This window comes from Acinetobacter sp. BSP-28 (assembly GCF_044130285.1).
In the GTDB taxonomy this organism is placed as follows: Bacteria; Pseudomonadota; Gammaproteobacteria; order Pseudomonadales; family Moraxellaceae; genus Acinetobacter.
The window spans coordinates 97652-114195 of record NZ_JBIQOB010000012.1; the positions used below are offsets into that span (position 1 = coordinate 97652).

At 39.9% G+C, this 16544-nt stretch carries 15 protein-coding genes and 1 other RNA gene; 9 read left to right on the plus strand and 7 right to left on the minus strand.

Going from position 1 to position 16544, the window contains the following annotated elements:
- Positions 1–33: 33 nt before the first annotated feature.
- Positions 34–894, minus strand: coding sequence for a YbgF trimerization domain-containing protein (locus tag ACE01R_RS10625; protein WP_395551083.1), 861 nt, complete (start codon positions 892–894; stop codon positions 34–36).
- Positions 895–1190: 296 nt separating this feature from the next.
- Between ACE01R_RS10625 and ffs the strand changes: the two genes are divergently transcribed.
- Positions 1191–1287, plus strand: an RNA gene (gene ffs, locus ACE01R_RS10630) — signal recognition particle sRNA small type.
- Between the two features lie 42 nt (positions 1288–1329).
- Here the strand turns inward: ffs and ACE01R_RS10635 are convergent.
- The 4 genes from ACE01R_RS10635 to ACE01R_RS10650 all read right to left on the minus strand — a co-directional run bounded on the left by ACE01R_RS10635 (position 1330) and on the right by ACE01R_RS10650 (position 4314).
- Positions 1330–1926 (minus strand): regulatory protein RecX, encoded by a 597-nt coding sequence (locus ACE01R_RS10635; RefSeq protein WP_395551085.1) that lies wholly within the window; start codon positions 1924–1926, stop codon positions 1330–1332.
- Positions 1927–1997: 71 nt separating this feature from the next.
- Positions 1998–3041, minus strand: a complete 1044-nt coding sequence (gene recA, locus ACE01R_RS10640) for a recombinase RecA (protein ID WP_395551086.1) — start codon at positions 3039–3041, stop codon at positions 1998–2000.
- 156 nt (positions 3042–3197) lie between these two features.
- A complete protein-coding gene (locus tag ACE01R_RS10645; protein WP_395551090.1) occupies positions 3198–3635 on the minus strand; it encodes an RNA-binding S4 domain-containing protein in 438 nt (145 codons plus the stop codon).
- Positions 3628–4314, minus strand: a complete 687-nt coding sequence (locus ACE01R_RS10650) for an HAD-IA family hydrolase (protein ID WP_395551091.1) — start codon at positions 4312–4314, stop codon at positions 3628–3630. Before ACE01R_RS10650 ends, ACE01R_RS10645 begins: the two co-directional genes overlap by 8 nt.
- 13 nt (positions 4315–4327) lie before the next feature.
- On the opposite strand from ACE01R_RS10650, the gene ACE01R_RS10655 reads away from it, so the two are divergent.
- The 3 genes from ACE01R_RS10655 to ACE01R_RS10665 all read left to right on the plus strand — a co-directional run bounded on the left by ACE01R_RS10655 (position 4328) and on the right by ACE01R_RS10665 (position 9129).
- The gene (locus tag ACE01R_RS10655; RefSeq protein WP_395551092.1) at positions 4328–5182 is read left to right on the plus strand and encodes a 3'(2'),5'-bisphosphate nucleotidase CysQ; all 855 of its coding nucleotides are present in this window, start codon (positions 4328–4330) and stop codon (positions 5180–5182) included.
- Between the two features lie 59 nt (positions 5183–5241).
- The gene (locus ACE01R_RS10660; protein WP_395551093.1) at positions 5242–5985 is read left to right on the plus strand and encodes a histidine phosphatase family protein; all 744 of its coding nucleotides are present in this window, start codon (positions 5242–5244) and stop codon (positions 5983–5985) included.
- Between the two features lie 408 nt (positions 5986–6393).
- Positions 6394–9129, plus strand: coding sequence for a M66 family metalloprotease (locus ACE01R_RS10665; RefSeq protein WP_395551094.1), 2736 nt, complete (start codon positions 6394–6396; stop codon positions 9127–9129).
- 429 nt (positions 9130–9558) lie between these two features.
- Here ACE01R_RS10665 and rpsT read toward each other — a convergent pair whose 3' ends face one another.
- Positions 9559–9825 (minus strand): 30S ribosomal protein S20, encoded by a 267-nt coding sequence (gene rpsT / locus ACE01R_RS10670; RefSeq protein ID WP_039622003.1) that lies wholly within the window; start codon positions 9823–9825, stop codon positions 9559–9561.
- A gap of 214 nt (positions 9826–10039) precedes the next feature.
- On the opposite strand from rpsT, the gene ACE01R_RS10675 reads away from it, so the two are divergent.
- The 5 genes from ACE01R_RS10675 (at position 10040) to ACE01R_RS10695 (ending at position 14900) form a co-directional block, all read left to right on the plus strand.
- Positions 10040–10705, plus strand: a complete 666-nt coding sequence (locus ACE01R_RS10675) for a nucleoside-diphosphate sugar epimerase (protein ID WP_395551096.1) — start codon at positions 10040–10042, stop codon at positions 10703–10705.
- Between the two features lie 12 nt (positions 10706–10717).
- Positions 10718–11230 (plus strand): ribonuclease E activity regulator RraA, encoded by a 513-nt coding sequence (gene rraA / locus ACE01R_RS10680; RefSeq protein ID WP_395551101.1) that lies wholly within the window; start codon positions 10718–10720, stop codon positions 11228–11230.
- A gap of 23 nt (positions 11231–11253) precedes the next feature.
- Complete coding sequence (locus ACE01R_RS10685; protein WP_395551106.1) at positions 11254–12033, plus strand: glutathione S-transferase N-terminal domain-containing protein; 780 nt, start codon at positions 11254–11256, stop codon at positions 12031–12033.
- A gap of 306 nt (positions 12034–12339) precedes the next feature.
- Positions 12340–13023 carry a response regulator gene (locus ACE01R_RS10690; protein WP_395551115.1) on the plus strand — a complete coding sequence of 228 codons (684 nt, stop codon included), beginning with the start codon at positions 12340–12342 and terminating at the stop codon, positions 13021–13023.
- A complete protein-coding gene (locus ACE01R_RS10695; protein ID WP_395551117.1) occupies positions 13020–14900 on the plus strand; it encodes an ATP-binding protein in 1881 nt (626 codons plus the stop codon). Before ACE01R_RS10690 ends, ACE01R_RS10695 begins: the two co-directional genes overlap by 4 nt.
- 224 nt (positions 14901–15124) lie before the next feature.
- On the opposite strand, the gene ACE01R_RS10700 is transcribed toward ACE01R_RS10695, so the two are convergent.
- Positions 15125–16294, minus strand: coding sequence for a JmjC domain-containing protein (locus ACE01R_RS10700; protein ID WP_395551121.1), 1170 nt, complete (start codon positions 16292–16294; stop codon positions 15125–15127).
- Positions 16295–16544 lie beyond the last annotated feature (250 nt).

Here is a 16544-nt window from a genome sequence, read left to right on the forward strand (position 1 = left end):
AAAAGACACCTATTAAGGTGTCTTTTTTTGTTTTTATTTCTTTAAATATCCAACTTCTTCAGATTTAGGATAATTCTTTAGTAGTTTAGCTTTAAGCTGGTTGGCAAGGGTCGTATTGTGATCGACATCTTTGGCCATACTGTAGAGCTGGTATAGAGCGCGTGATGCCTTTGCAGAATTGGGGTATTGATTGACCACAATATTATAGTTCTTTTTAGCTTCTACATAATTGGTTGGTTCAATTGCCAGATTAAACTCAGCTAGCCAAAAATAAGCATTACTGATGTAGACACTATTGGGATTATTCTTGATAAAGTTTTGCATTGGTGCGATGGCTTTTTTTGCACCGCCTTGTTTATAAGCATCCAATGCTACAGTATAGGCTGCTTTATCCAGTTCTGCGGAGGGCTGAGCACTGGTAGCAACGGCTTGCTTAGGTGTGGCAGGAGTCGATTGATTTGGGGTTGTAGTAGATGATGCTACTGGGGCTGTGCTGTTTGTGGCGCTGGGAGAAGTATCCTGTTGATTATCCTCCTCTGACGCGGCACTTTCTGGATCTACTTTCTGTTGTAACAGCTCTAATCGTTGGTCTAGGTCAGTATAGCGATTGGTCAGTTCATGTTTAAGTTTTTCAATTTCGTTGTCCTGTTCTTCAATTTTGCCGCGTAATGCACGAATGTCATTTTCCAATTGCTGGTTTTTTTGCATAAGTTGCCAATTTAGGTTGGTTGGCACATTGGCAACAGTTGCACCTGAATTAATGGCAACATTGTTAGCACTGAGGTCAATACTGTTATTTTGACTCAAGCCGCGTGATTCAATCGGGACATTGGCATAAAGTGAAGCGGAACCCAACAAGGTGAGTACACATAAAGCATGCTGTTTGAGCATCATAAAAAAACATCCATTTTGTATTCTTTGGTACTTTCTAAACCTGAGGTTTTAAAGTGTGACCATTTAAAAGACATGACGACATTAAAAACGTCCGGCCCGTGAAATGCAATATGTGTTTACAATCTTGTCGTAGTTTTAAAGTAATTGATTGTGCTGATAAAAAATATCCAAAAATGCTGTTTTTAATCAATATTGTTTTTTTAATAATCAAATAAAAGTAATGTTGCGGGAAAACAGCTTTGAATACTTGCAAGTTAGTTAAAAATCTCTATACTCTGTTCTTGCAATGGTAGCCCTGCCGGTTACTTCGCAATTGTACTCCACGAACCCCGCCAGGACCGGAAGGTAGCAACGGTAGTGGAAATATGATGTGCCGAAGGCTTGCTGGTAGGGTTGCCACCAGTTTTTATAATAATTTCTATTTCTTCCCCCAATTTATATTTCATCTTCACGACGGCTAATCGCTTTCATAATCGCATCCATTTCAAAACCCCGATACATCAAAAAGCGTATTTGTTTGGCTTTCAGTTTTGGTTCTTTTTCGACTTCCAGACCAAACTTTTTCACTTTAAGTTGATAGGCCTGTTCATTCCAGTCGGTTTCTTTTAATTCTTCTTGAATGAGGCTGCTATCAATTTTTTTTGATTTTAAAGCCATCTTGATGCGGTTTGGGCCTTTACCTTTGCGTTTTTGGCTTGACAGCATCATCTCAGCTACACGCTGGTCACTCTGATAATTTTCTGTTGCTAGTTCATCCACCAGTTTGATGACTTCATCCCGATCCATGGCATAAAGCGCAAGTTTCTCGATCAGATCTGCTTTTGAGTACTCTTTGCGTGTCAATATCGCAAAAGCATAGGAGCGCAAGCGTGTTCCAGTCAAGCCTTGGGGTTTGGGTTCAGGCTGATCTGCAAAATGTAAGGCATTTGAATCGGGAGATACATTTGAGCATGTGGATTCGTCAGCTGATTCATCAAACTGTTGCTTGAGTGCTTCGTAATCAAGCATGTTGGGGAATTTTGGATTGCTCATAAGGTTGGATCACATCGAATAAAAAACGCCCCGTAGGGCGTTTTACAGTTTAACTTTTATTGTGCGAGAAATTAAGCATCTAAAAAGTCTGGTTCTACTTCGTCTTTATCTTCTACTGGTACTGTACCTGTAGTGAGGAGCTGTTCACGAATCAGCTTTTCAACTTCTATCGCAATTTGTGGATTTTCTTCCAAATGGCGAATGACGTTGTTTTTACCTTGGCCAATTTTATCGCCCTGATAAGAATACCAAGCACCCGCTTTCTGGATGATCTCTTGCTGTACTGCCAAGTCGATCAATTCGCCTAAATGGTTTACACCTTTACCATACAGAATCTGGAACACTGCTTCTTTAAATGGAGGAGCCATCTTGTTCTTCACGACTTTTACGCGGGTTTCGGAACCGATGATTTCATCACCTTCTTTTACCTGCCCAATACGGCGGATATCCAGACGTACAGAAGCGTAGAATTTAAGCGCGTTACCACCCGTGGTGGTTTCAGGGCTACCAAACATCACGCCAATCTTCATACGAATCTGGTTAATGAAGATCACCATACAGTTAGAACGTTTTGCATTACCGGTGATTTTACGCAGTGCCTGGCTCATCAAACGGGCTTGCAGACCCATGTGAGAGTCGCCCATTTCACCTTCAATTTCCGCGCGTGGAGTTAGGGCTGCTACGGAGTCGACTACAATCAGGTCAATCGCGCCAGAGCGTACTAGCATGTCGGCAATTTCAAGTGCCTGTTCACCATTGTCAGGCTGTGACACCAACAGATTGTCGATATCTACGCCTAACTTGCGGGCATATTGCGGATCAAGTGCATGTTCAGCATCAATGAAGGCACATGTACCGCCCGCTTTTTGACATTCTGCAATGGCTTGCAAAGTCATGGTGGTTTTACCTGAAGATTCAGGGCCGTAAATTTCAACGATACGGCCTTTAGGTAAACCACCAATACCCAGAGCAATATCCAGGGTTAAAGAGCCTGTAGAGACCGCTTCAACGGCCTGTACAGTATTGTCACCAAGGCGCATTACTGTATTTTTACCAAACTGTTTTTCAATCTGGCTTAGGGCAGCATTCAGCGCCTTGCTTTTATTATCATCCATCTCACAACCTCAAAACGATGTCACAGAAATATTCACTTAAGTGGATGTGTTGCTTTCAAACGTGTTCCACTCAAGTATAGTGACAGATTCATTCCTTATGTACTATATCAATTCAGTCGAATGCGACAGAATGTGACGCTTAAATGTCAACAGTCTCTAATCGTGATATGACCAGTGCTGGTCGAACTGTTGATCATTATCTTGTTTAAATTTACTAATTTGTCTTCGATCTTTTTTACTCGGCCGATGTTCAGGTCGGGCTAGATTATGCAACTTTCTTTGGGTGGCAATCAACTCTCGTCGTGCAACACTAACTTCAGTTTCTTCATAAAGTTGCTGGGCAATCGGTGCTGCACTGCGAACGGCGGATAATGCCTTGATGACAACAGTTTTACGCTCAAAACCTTGCTGGATGCTGAGCTCCATGCCGACACGAACCTCTTTGGAGACTTTAACCCGTTCACCATTGTGATGGACTTTACCGCCTTCAATTGCAGCTTTGGATATCGAACGTGTTTTAAAAAAACGTGCTGCCCACAACCATTTATCAACACGCATACTTTCAACATGGTTCTGTTGAGAAGAATTAGGCATATTTTTTCAGATCCTCAGCTTGTTCTAAGATCACTATTAAGTCAGTCAAATCTTGTAAAATGGGATAAGTACTTTCAGTCCTTATTTCTTTTTGAGATGAGGGCTGGGCAATGCTAATTAAATGCTGGATCCCAAATTTTTCTGCACCTTTGAGCACTTTTTCAGTGTCATCAATGAAATAGCTATGCTCGACTTGAAAAGGATGCAGTGCATGAAGCTGTTGCCAAAATTCGACGCATTCTTTGGCATAGCCAATAGTTTCACTGCTGACAATCACATCAAAATAATGCGCGATTTGGGTTTGTTCGAGTTTAAATTTTAAGCCTTCACAATCGGCATTGGTCGCTATCCAGCAGGCATAGCCTTGGGCTTTAAGATATTCCAGTAATTCAATACAACCTGGTCGTAAAGCCACCTTGTGTTGAAATTCCTGTTGTAGGGCCAGTGTATCTATACCTACTTTTGCACTCCAGAAGCATGTGGAATACCAATTTAAGGTATGATTGTGTTGCTGGTAAAATTGAAATAGCGCTTGGGTACTTTGTTCAAGCGTACAGTTATGCTTTTCTGCATAGCGAATAGGGAGCTGATGATTCCAGATGAAATCATCATAAGCAAGATCAAGAAGCGTACCATCCATGTCGAAGATGATGGTGGGTTTTTCTGAATAATTCGGCATATGAAGGTAATCTATGTTTAAAGCAACTACGGCACCGCAAGATGCCCTGATTTTACAGTTGGTTCCCATTGTGACACAGGCATGTGAAATTTTGCGAGCAGAATATCAGGCCTATTGTGCAGGTGAAACTTTTGATGTCGAGCACAAAAATGACCAGTCACCGGTAACTCAGGCAGATTATCGGGTCAATGCGTTTATCACGACAGCATTAAAGACCACCTTTCCGAACATCTCTTTGTTATCTGAAGAAGGTGACAATACCCAGCGTAAGCAATGGCAAAACTTCTGGTTGCTCGATCCTCTGGATGGCACCAAAGAGTTTCTGCATAAACGGCCTGAATTTACAATTAACTTAAGTCTGGTGGAAGGTGCTTATACCACTTTTGCAGTATTGGCCATCCCAAGTGAGCAAACGATATATTTTTGTCCCAAACAAGGCTTGCCATTGAAATTAGAGATTCAATCGGGGCAGTGGTTGCAGTATGTCGATGATCTGCAGTCTAAAACTGTACAGGTGGGCTTAAGTCAAAGCAGTCAGAACAAGCCAAAATATGCCGAATATCAGAGCATCCTGAAACAGCAGGTTGAAATTGTAGAGTTTAAGGCGGGGAGTGCCTATAAGTTTTGCATGATGCTGGAGGGGAAAGTGGATATTTACCCACGCTTTCATCCGACCAGTGAGTGGGATACCAGTGCAGGGCAATGTCTGATTGAACGCATCGGTGGCGGGCTGGTAGATTTTAAAGGCAGACCCTTTGTATATAATCAGCGCGAGAGTTTGCTGAATGGTGGTTTTATCGCATTTCGTAATATCGAGATGAAAAAATTGGCATTCCAAGCCCTAGGACTTATGGCGAACATACATTGAGCTGATGCGTTAACATGCTATAGTGTGGGTATGTACCCATGTTTAATTTTGGCTGCTTCATGGCGTTAGATCTACTCCCTACAAGTATGCTGAAGGCGCTTGATTTGCTGCCTGATGCCAAAACACCTGTTACTCTGTTTACCCGTCATTCTCTTCGTGAGGTCGTCACAGGACAGGGCTTGGCTGGCTATGACTTGCAGTTAACCGAACAAGGTCGTGAGCTGGCACAGGCGTGGGGAGGTTATTTAATTGATAATACTGATCGTAGTATTCAGCATTGTATTTCCAGTCCGATACAACGCTGTGTCGATACTGCTGCTTTAATGATACAGGGTGCCGATTCGAGTACGCTGGCACAAAATACCCATCATATTGAAATTGTCCAGCAAGGCTTACTGGTTGAGCCGGGAAGTTTTGTGCTTGATATTAAACAGGCAGGTCCATATTTTCAAAAACAGGGTGCTTTGGGTTTTATTAACAGTTTTGTCAATAATGCCTTGCCTGGAATGAAACATCCGATTACCGGTGTGGTCGATGTGCTGGAGCTGATTTATAACACCCATCCGCAAGATCATTTTGGTTTAAGTCTGGCTGTGAGTCACGATACTATTTTGGCAGCCATTATTGCGGTGATTTCCGGGCGTAATACCGTTAGCCATGAAGACTGGCCAAGAATGATGGAAGGCTTGTTTGTCTGGTTTGAAGGTGATGTATTTTTGGAGTCCAAACTGAAATGGATTTGGCGTGGTGAAGTGAACGAACTGTCGATTCGGGAGTTTCAGAACCTGGAAAAGATAAAATAAAGGCTTAAAAAGCACTCCCTTAAATTATAGATAAAATGTAGTTACACAATTTTTTGAAGAATCAATTTTTAAGTTTTTTATTTATAGTAATTTTAAATACGTCTTTTAAATTAAAAATAACAACATTGTAATCAATGGGTGTACACCTCATTTCAAAAACATTCATAAGCCACAATATTTTCATATAAATAAATGTTCTAACAAGTCCTCATTTTATATCAAAAATTAAAAAATTAAACAAATAAATACAAGTATTTAGAGAAATGCTTTGCATATTTTTTTATGGTTTATTTTTTTCTTCTAGGATAATATTTTTTGCCTTAAGTTTTTGATAAATAAATTTTTTTAATAAAAGCACATATTTTTTTTGTTTTAGAGAAATTGTGATGCTATTGGGGGGAGAATGTGATGCAGTTACAGTTTAGGTATTTAAATATTTGTATATTATCGGCAATGCTGGGGGCATGTGGAGGCGGAGGTGGAAGCACAGCAGAATCTTCAAATTCATCTGCACCATCAGACTCTTCAATTGTTGATGAAATAATCGATTTTATTGGAGATGTCATTGCTCCAGAAAAAGATCAGGAGCAAGAAGCTGTTGCAGAGCCAGAGAGTTATCCTGAGCCGACCAAAGATGTCATGGATGAAGCATTGCTTGGATATTACGATTACAATGCTTTAGGTAATACCCGTGATATTCGAGTAGATCTGGATGGTTCTTTTAAAGCAATGGTTCAATTTGCTCAAGGCCATGTCGTGGATCCAAATGGTAACGAAGCAAAAAAAATGCCTCGCTTAACCTCAGAAAAAGAAGCGCTGTTACTGGTTACACCAACCCTGGATATGGGAAATGTGACGCAATTAACCGCTGAAATTTATCAAGATGGACGCTTGTTGCGTCAAATTAACCTGCAAGATCCTACGCAAATTCCAGCTTCAGATCAAAATAAAATGGATACACGACCGAGCGTTTCATATAGTAAACGTGCGTGGTCAGCTAGACTGAATTGGGATGAAGTACGTCCAGGATTAAAAATAAAAATTATTGATCATCAAAACCGAAGCGGTGAGCTATTTGAAGAAAAAATTGATTTTGCAGCACCTGGGGAATTGGTTCTAAATAACATTCGTGTCGGGATGCTGAGCGATTATCCGCAATCCAATGGTCATTATATGCTGTTGCAGCCCGAAAAAGCGGGGACGGATTATTTTCAAACCATTCCTGCAGCACAAATGACAGTTGCCAAATACGACGATATGACCTTGAACCGGGTCATGGTTTCCAACGGTACGATTTATGATGTTGCCAGTACCAGCACAGGAGGAGCTTACGCAGGGGATATGCGTGAAGATGTGGGGAAATCCACATTCAGTGTCGGGATTAATCTTGCAAACTGGGGTATTACCAGTGCTTCGATGGCGAACCAAAGCCAGCCGCAGCTTACTCAAACTGTGGTCGTGCATCATACCAAAGGAAATTATGCCAATGGCGTACAGGGTCACGGTTTAAGTGGCGGCAATGGCATGCTGACATTGTATGATTCGGTGGGGAATGAATTCAGTCATGAGATTGGTCACCATTATGGATTAGGGCATTACCCTGGACAAGTGGGAGATAATTTATTCTGGGCAGCGCATCATGCAGACAGTGGCTGGGGATATATTGGCTACCGTAATATGATGCGTGGCAATCTATCATGGACGGCCACATGGAAATGGGATGGAAGCAACGGGATTCCCAACTTTCAGGACATTTTCCCTCATGGTAAAGATGCAATGTCTGGAGGCTATCCAGACAGCACCATCTCAAGATATACCCATTACACAGGTTACAGTACATTCTTAAAGATTCAGCCGCATTTTGACCGCTATGTCTGGGATGAGACTTCACCCACAGGCTATAAAAAGTGGAATAAAGATACGCGCCAAATGGAAGTTGCACAGCCGGTTATGCCGAATTCAACCTCTCCTGTATGGTATCAGGCAAAGCAGAATTACCCGCGTCCCCATATGTTTGGACAACCAGTGCTGACGATTTTAGGCGGGTATGATCCTGTAAATCAGGTGGGGTTGCTGTATCCTGCTGCGCGTTCGAACTGGGGCAACGTTTATGATTTGCCAAGTGCAAATACTGCTTTGGATCAGTCTGCATGTTGGTTAAATATTCAATATCGCAATATGGTGAAGAACGTTGCATTATCACCTGCACGTTTGGGAAGTAATGCCAATAAACTACATGTCAATCTGGCAATTTCAGATCAGCCGCAAAAAGTAGATTTGTATTGTAAACAAGCCAATGCAAATGAAAAGTTATTGGCATCGATGGATATTCCACAATATACAGATGTGATTAAACCTGCGGTACATATTGGTAAAGCAGAAGGTTATAGTGCATTAAGAAAAATTGAGTTGCCTACTTTGGAGCAGGAATTATTAGCTCAAGCATCCAATGATGTGGTGAGCTTGAAACCTGCGACACGACTACTTTATGATTCTTATAAAGCGAATAAAAATGAGTTAAGTGCCTTGGCGGTACAGCAGATGGATCGTTATACACAACAGCAAAATACCATTTACCGTTTAAACCGCTGGATGAATGTATATCAGGCAGATTTAAAGACCAATAAGCCTGAAGCCATGACAGCATTAAATAATTTTATTCAATTATTGAGTTTGTCGAAAAGTGATTTGAACAGCAATACCTCATTAATTAAAAATGGTACAAACTGCCTAAAAGTTGAAAAGCTCGAAAATGGTCAATACAACACCTTCATCAGTGGTTCAAGTGGTTGTAGCGCTGATGCATCGGAACAGTGGGTCTACGATGGTTTAGGACGGATTCAAAGTAGATATGCAGTAGGACAATGCTTAACCAGTACAGGCGGCGGTGCAAAAATTATTTTGACTGACTGTGCAACAGATAAAGATACACAAATCTGGACCATGAAACCTGAAACATCAGCGATTAGCCAGTCAGGTCAGTGTTTTGATTTGGCATCGGGTCGCTTAACCAATAACCGAGCAAATCTAATTCGTTATGCCTGCACTGGAGGTGGAAATCAGAAGTGGACCAACTTGACGCCAAATAGCAGCTTAATATTGGCTTATTTAAAACCACAAAATTTAAGACTGTTAGCTAACTAAATTATTGGTGGTTTCTTTATTGCAGCAAGGTCACTATTGATTCTATCTTTATTTTATAAATAACCCCAAAAGCTCTCCAAGGAGGGCTTTTTATATTTATTTACCAAGTTTAAAACTTGCTAGCCAGGTTATTACGATCACATCATTTTAAATCATATAAGAAGCATCATAGCCCATCACTTGCTTTAATGCTTGAAAGACCTTGTGGTAAAGCTGTCATCTTCGAACAAGGATGATTTTCTATCGTTTTTAGATGGGGAAATTCAATCTGAGTTGCCATAAAGTGATGGCCATTTCATCAATGGGGGGTATTTGTCGATACTGAACGATTTAATACTAAAAATGAAATAAAGTTGTGAATTTTAGTGATACATGATTAAACTCAAGGCGTAAAAAAAGCCCTCAACGGGCTTTTTTCAATGCAACAACTTAGTTAGCTAAAGCTTTAACTTGTGCATTCAAACGGCTCTTATGACGAGCAGCTTTGTTTTTATGGATGATGCCTTTATCAGCCATACGGTCAATTACAGGAACCGCAGTTTTGTATGCTTCTGTAGCAGCAGCATAATCACCAGCAGCGATAGCAGCTACTGTACGTTTAAGATAAGTACGAACCATAGAACGTAAGCTAGCGTTGTGTTTACGTGCTTTAACGTTTTGACGAGCACGTTTTTTAGCTTGAGCAGAGTTTGCCACTCGTGCACTCCTTGAATTAGATTGGTCTGGGCGGGCTGAAATTGCAACTGAAAACCTTCATCAGAAGAATTATCACCAGCCCGTAAACAAGTGCCATATTGTGATTAAACTATGGCGTTAAGTCAAGTCTTGACTTGATTTGACAACATTTTAGATGCATAAAAAGTATAAAGAAACCGTTACATTAGTAAAACCTAAAGAGATCGATTAAAAAATGACTAAATCAATTAAAAGTGCAATTGTAATTGGCGCAACAGGTTTAGTAGGGCGTGAACTACTGAAACAGCTCAGCGAGATTGAAAGCTGTGAAAAAATAACGGCAGTCGTGCGGCATGAAGATTATCAGCTTAAAAGCCTAAAAAAAGTACAACAATTTATTTTGGAGGATTTTCTTTTACTAAATGATGAAGACGTAAATGGCTATAGTCATGCCTTTAGTTGTTTAGGCACTACGCTAAAAAAGGCAGGTTCAAAAGAAAATTTTTATAATATCGATTATGAAATCAATGCACATTTTGCCGATTTATTTGAAACGACCCAGACACATTATGTGTTGATTAGTGCTATGGGCGCAAATGCACAATCCAGAATTTTTTACAATAAAGTAAAAGGGCAGCTAGAAAGTCACATCCGGAATTTAAAGCTGGAAAAAGCTTCTATTTTACGTCCTTCATTATTACTCGGCAAACGATCAGAACAACGCATGTTGGAAGACATCAGTCAAAATTTATATCAAAAATTCTCGCATTTGGTTCCTGATACATTTAAATATAAGCCAGTGACAGCAGTGCAAGTGGCTCATACTATGGTCGAGGCGGCGCAAACTCAAACTGAAAAATTTGAAATTTATGATAATTTACGCATACAAAATTCCAAATGAGGGAAATATAAAGTGTCTAACCCAGCATTCGTAACATGTGATTTACTTGATGATAATCCAGGAAAAGAAATTCAGGTGGTTACCCCATCGATGGATGGCAAATTCTTTAACAGCTATGGCGCACGTAAAAGCTTTGGGGGCCAGGCGGTAACCGTAAAGTGTTTTGAAGATAATTCACGTGTCAAAGAACTGCTAGCAACTGACGGTACCGGTAAAGTGCTTGTGGTGGATGGTGGTGCATCCATGCGCTGTGCCTTGATGGGCGATATGATTGCAGAATCAGCCGTTAAGAATCACTGGAATGGCGTGGTAATCTATGGTTGTGTACGTGATGTGGATGCAATTGCCGAACTGGATCTGGGTGTACATGCATTGGCTGCAATACCACAAAAAAGCAATCGCAAAGGCATAGGCGAAGTAGATTTAACTTTGTATTTTGGTGGTGTAAGCATCAGTTCTGGCGATTACATCTATGCAGATAACAACGGTATTGTGATTGCAAAAGAAAAATTAGTCGATTTATAACGATAAACATATAAGGACAAAATATGGTGAATCATCAAATTAAAGTGATACAAGCTTTGGCTTCAGCATTAACTGAAGGCGGACGCGGTGTTAGCGGTACAGCTTTTCCCAAGCAGCCTGAAAAATCACTGAAACTTTATGAGTTTGAGGGTTCGCCATTTTGTCGCCGTGTGCGTGAAGTTTTAACCTTATTAAATCTGGATTATGAGGTTTATCCCTGTCCTAAGGGTGGCCAGAAATACCGGAAAATCGTCAAAGAAAAAGGTGGAAAAAAACAGTTTCCTTTTTTCGTAGATGAAAATACCGGTACTGAAATATATGAATCACAAGCCATCATTGATTATTTATTTAAACATTATGGTCGAACTGGAACCACACCGAAAAAATTTGCCCATTATCCCAAAATTCCTGTCGTAGCTTTAGCCGGTACCATCATGAATGGTGCACGTGGCGTCTGGATTAAGCAGAAAATAAAAGATCGTGCAGCACCTGAGCAACTATTGGAGTTATGGGGATTTGAAGCCAGTCCCTTTACACGTGTGGTACGAGCACTATTAACCGAGCTTGAGCTACCCTATGTTTATCATAACGTGGCTAAAGAGCGCTGGCAGGATATGGGGCCGGCAGTACTGCGTTTAAAACCTGGAAAATATCAACCATTAGCAGGTGGTAAACGTGAAAAGATCGTTGGAATTATGGGGCGCGACATTCAGGTTCCTTATTTAATTGACCCGAATACTGAGGTCAAAATGTTTGAGTCGGCACAGATTGTGAAATACTTAAACCTGCAATATGGTCAGTAATCCAATATGAAGAAAGAAACCGCTAAAGTAGCGGTTTTTTTGGTATATATCTGATCAATTTAAGCTAGAAGCAAAGTGTGTCACACACTGCATGATATTTAGAATATTAATTGATAAATGATGAATAAATCCTCGATTGAAACTTTAAAGTTTTTATTTTATGGTGTTAATGTGGGTTGTTAGATAGCAGAATAGCAAATAAAATTGATCGTTTATTAATTAAAAGTCATTAAATTACCTAGTTTTAGGGATATCGTTAAGATTGTTTTTCTAGCTATAGTAAGCGGTTCTATCAGGGGGTGGTTTGTGCCAGAATTAGAAACGATTTTACCCGTACCAGTTTTAGTTGTTGAAGATGAAAGTCTTATTCAAGATCGCTTAAGAAATATATTGACAGAACTGGGCTATAGCAACGATATGCTCATTTTTGCTAAAAACTTGCAACAGGCTTTTATGGAAATAGAGCAGCAACCTATTTCCTTGGCCTTAGTTGATCTGGGACTTCCTGACGGCAACGGCATAGAGCTGATTGAAAAGCTCCGTGCACTAGATAGCAATGCCATGATCTTGGTGATTTCGGCTTGGAGTACTCAAGAAAGTTTATTTTCAGCAATCAAGGCAGGTGCGACAGGTTATGTCCTGAAAGAACGTGATGATGCAGAAGTACTGTTGTCTATTCGCAGCATTTTACGTGGCGGTGCGCCGATTGACCCTTTTATTGCACAAGAAATTTTAAAACAGATATCGGCTGCGGTCATACCAGTAGCCGATGATCAGAAAACCATAGATGCAGATATGGAGCTGTTAACCGGCCGGGAAACTGAAATTTTAAATCTGGTCGCTCAAGGAATGAGTAATCGGGAAATCGCTGAACAATTGTTTGTTTCTAAATATACAGTTGAAAGTCATATCAAGCACATATACCGTAAATTGTCGGTGACCAAAAGAACAAAGGCCGTGAGTGCAGCACGATCCTTAGGGATTCTATGAAGTCATTGATTGTGCATTATTTTTTTATTCTTGTTCTTAGCCTGCTGAGTCAGGTCAGTTCTGCCGAAATAATTGAAAATATTAATGCACAATGTGCAGTGCACATTCATTCTATTGATACCGTCAAAACCAGTTCAGTCACAATTTTACCCCAGCAGGGCTGGCAAGCTGTAAATTTACCGGATCAGTGGCAAAAACGCTGGAAAAATTATAACGGAGCAGCGTGGTACAAAATTCAATGGAGCTGGTCATGTCACAATAATGCCAAACTTGCCGAGCCGATTGCTTTTTCAATTGATTATATTAATTCTGCCGGCGCAGTCTTTTTAAATGGCGATTTACTCTGGAGAGATAAGCATTTACAAGAACCGCTGTCAAAAAGCTGGAATATGCCGCGTTACTGGATTTTACCGATATCGGGATTAAATAGCGGAAAAAATGAAATTTTGATTTATGTGAATGGCTTTGCTTTCCAGTCTTCGGGTATTGGTCAGATTTCTTTTAATAATGTACAAAACAATTACGAGTCATATCAAAGTCAGGTATGGAATCGCCGAACTTTATTTCAGATTAATCTAATTTTATCCATTACCTTTGGGGTGATCTGTTTTGTTATTTGGTTATCGCGGCGAAAAGAAACCACTTTTGGATGGTTTGCTTTAAGTTCCTTGCTGTGGGCATTCTTTATTTCTAATATTCTTACTACAGAAACATTTCCTTATCCAAATACATTAATTGCAGCACAGGCCAATTTGGCTTTTTTTGCTCTTTATATCGTGAGTTTCTGTATTTATTTATGCAGATTTATCCAAAAGCGTTTTATTAAAATTGAGACAGTTATTTGGGGAATTACAGGACTGATTATTTTAGGGATTTTTTTAACCCCACAGCAGTCTGCTTATTGGGTTTTTGCACTGATATTTTTAATCTATGTTGGGCTATTTCTTATTGGTTATTTATATATCTGTTATCAAGCCATTCAATCTAAAAGAACAGATTATATTTTTTTAGCTATTTGCCTAAGCGCTATTGTCATTTTTATGATATTCGACCTTTTATTATTATCCGGGGAGATAGTAAAGAGCGTTCGACCATTATCTCCCTATACCGGACCGATTATCACCTTTTTTATGATGATTATATTAGGTTCAAGATTGGCCCGTAATGTTAAAAAAATTGAAACTTTTAATGCCCAGTTGGAAATGAAAGTTCAGCAGGTCAGTAATGATTTAAGCGCCAGTTTAAATGAAAAACATCAATTAGAGCTTAAAAATGTCAAGCTGCAAGAAAGAATCAATTTATCCCATGATTTACATGATGGTTTGGGTGCGTCACTGGTTCGCTCGATGATTTTAGTGGATCAAAGCGCGCATGATATTTCAAACAAGCAATTTTTATCGATGCTTAAATTATTAAGAGATGATCTCCGACAAATTATCGATAGTGGTTCATCTGCAGATAATAAAATTCCAGTCAATCCTATACTGTGGGTGGCACCGGTCAGGCACCGTTTTAGTCAGCTTATGGATGAGCTGGACATTCGTTCTAAATGGATTTTCCCGCAGGAATGGCAAGCAGTGCCTAATGCTTTGCAGTGCCTTACCTTGATACGGGTCATGGAAGAAAGCCTGACCAATATCATTAAACATAGTCAGGCCAGGCAGGTAAAGATAACGATGGTCTATGTCACAGAACGTCAGTTTATTTTGAGTATAGAAGATGATGGTGTAGGTTTTGATGCTGATTGTGTAGTCCAACAAGGATTAAGTATTGGTATGCGCAGTATGAAAATGCGTTTGGAACGCATGGGCGGCGAGTTTAAATTATCTTCTGAGCCAGGTCGCACCATAATTCAGGCGATCGTTCAGCTGAAATAAGCAGTTCAATATTCATTAATTGACCTTTATTAGACCTCTTTTATTAGTAAAAATGAATGTTTATACGCAGGAATAAGAAAATTTTAAAAATACAAAATTAAAGAGTTTAGTGCCATTTTAAAATATGGTTAGTGTTTAGAAAGATATGCTTTAAAAAAAATGCTGTTATATAAAAAGCGAAAAATAAAAAAAGGGGAAACCGAATTTCCCCCTTATGGTGCTATTTACTCTTCTTCAGTAGAAGGCAATAACATGAGAATAGACTCATTGAGTAGATTCACAATGTCTTCTAACATGTCGGGATCATACAAATTTTCATCAAGCGGTACTGAACTGCCATCCGCCAATTGTTTTAAAATTGGTGCAAAAGCTTCGGAAATACAAATACCTTCACCATTTGCCCAAAACAGCAATTCACCTTCAGCTTCAGTATAAAGCAGACGAGAGGCCGGCTCGAGCATGAGTGAATAACCCTGATCCAGAGCTTCTTCCAAGTCACCTGTACCAATGGCTTCTGCCTCTGGAATATTTTCAGGATATTTCGACTCTGACATCAGGCTCATGAGGGCATCTTCAAGCACAGTCGGATTTTGCAATTGGGCTAAAAGTTCGGTTTTTAAATACTCAAGTTCATTTTGGCTTATTTGACCAATCGGGCTGATTTTGTCACGCAGAATGTCTTTAAGCGGGTTTTTCAGTAATTGATCCGCAGCAAATTTATCACTGACCCGATCCATCATTTCTGCTACATTTGGCATACGGAAACCAAAAGAGAAAGTTAGGCAGTCATCTTCAGCTACGCCGTAGTGCGATAAACCAAGGGGTACATAGAGCAGATCGCCCGGTGCAAGAACCTCATCAAAATTCACGTCCATTTCAGGAAGTAATTTTAAAGGTTGTCCTGCAACGAAGTCAGTATCTGCATCACACATTTGTCCCAATTGCCAGCGGCGATGACCATAACCTTGTACCAGGAACACGTCATAAAAATCGAAGTGCTTGCCGACAGATCCACCTTTAGGCGCATAAGACACCATGATGTCATCACGACGCCATTGCGGAATGAAGGGGAATTTTTTCCACAATTCTGCCAGATCAAATGAATAATGGTCTACGGCCTGAACCAGTAGTGTCCAAAGCTTGGGCATCTTCTGGAAATCAGCTTTAATCAAAGGGGAAGATTTTACCGACCATTGGTTTTGATCTTTATCTTTTTGCTTGATTAAACGGGCAGTGACATTTTCATCTAGCGCCAGTTCCATAACATCATTCGGTTCTAAAAGACCGGCAATTTCAGGCAGTGCATTACGAACCAGTAATGGTTTTTTTTGCCAATATTCGGCAAGGAATTGTTCAGCGGTAATTCCGCCTAATACGTCTAAAGTTTGGGACATTGCTAAAACTGCTTGGTAAATTTGGATGTATTTTCGCGTGAGTCAGTCTGGGGTGCAAGCTGAAGTTGATTTTCTGATCTTATTATTGTTTTGGATGTTGATCATTTAAGTCAAATTATCTTTTATTTAACCATTAGGTCTCTTTCATAAATCAAAAAATATTAAATTTTTAAAATCAGCACTGCCTCATATTTAATTGATTTTATTTTTATACCTTTGAGTAGGCAATCTCTCTACTTTTGAAAGGTCA

Coding starts and splice junctions, on each gene's coding strand:
- ACE01R_RS10675 (WP_395551096.1), top strand. CDS start 10,040: ATGACTAAATCAATTAAAAGTGCAATTGTAATTGGCGCAACAGGTTTA.
- ACE01R_RS10660 (WP_395551093.1), top strand. CDS start 5,242: ATGGCGTTAGATCTACTCCCTACAAGTATGCTGAAGGCGCTTGATTTG.
- ACE01R_RS10645 (WP_395551090.1), bottom strand. CDS start 3,635: ATGCCTAATTCTTCTCAACAGAACCATGTTGAAAGTATGCGTGTTGAT.
- ACE01R_RS10665 (WP_395551094.1), top strand. CDS start 6,394: ATGCAGTTACAGTTTAGGTATTTAAATATTTGTATATTATCGGCAATG.
- ACE01R_RS10650 (WP_395551091.1), bottom strand. CDS start 4,314: ATGCCGAATTATTCAGAAAAACCCACCATCATCTTCGACATGGATGGT.
- ACE01R_RS10695 (WP_395551117.1), top strand. CDS start 13,020: ATGAAGTCATTGATTGTGCATTATTTTTTTATTCTTGTTCTTAGCCTG.
- ACE01R_RS10685 (WP_395551106.1), top strand. CDS start 11,254: ATGGTGAATCATCAAATTAAAGTGATACAAGCTTTGGCTTCAGCATTA.
- recA (WP_395551086.1), bottom strand. CDS start 3,041: ATGGATGATAATAAAAGCAAGGCGCTGAATGCTGCCCTAAGCCAGATT.
- ACE01R_RS10635 (WP_395551085.1), bottom strand. CDS start 1,926: ATGAGCAATCCAAAATTCCCCAACATGCTTGATTACGAAGCACTCAAG.
- ACE01R_RS10700 (WP_395551121.1), bottom strand. CDS start 16,294: ATGTCCCAAACTTTAGACGTATTAGGCGGAATTACCGCTGAACAATTC.
- ACE01R_RS10655 (WP_395551092.1), top strand. CDS start 4,328: ATGTTTAAAGCAACTACGGCACCGCAAGATGCCCTGATTTTACAGTTG.
- ACE01R_RS10625 (WP_395551083.1), bottom strand. CDS start 894: ATGATGCTCAAACAGCATGCTTTATGTGTACTCACCTTGTTGGGTTCC.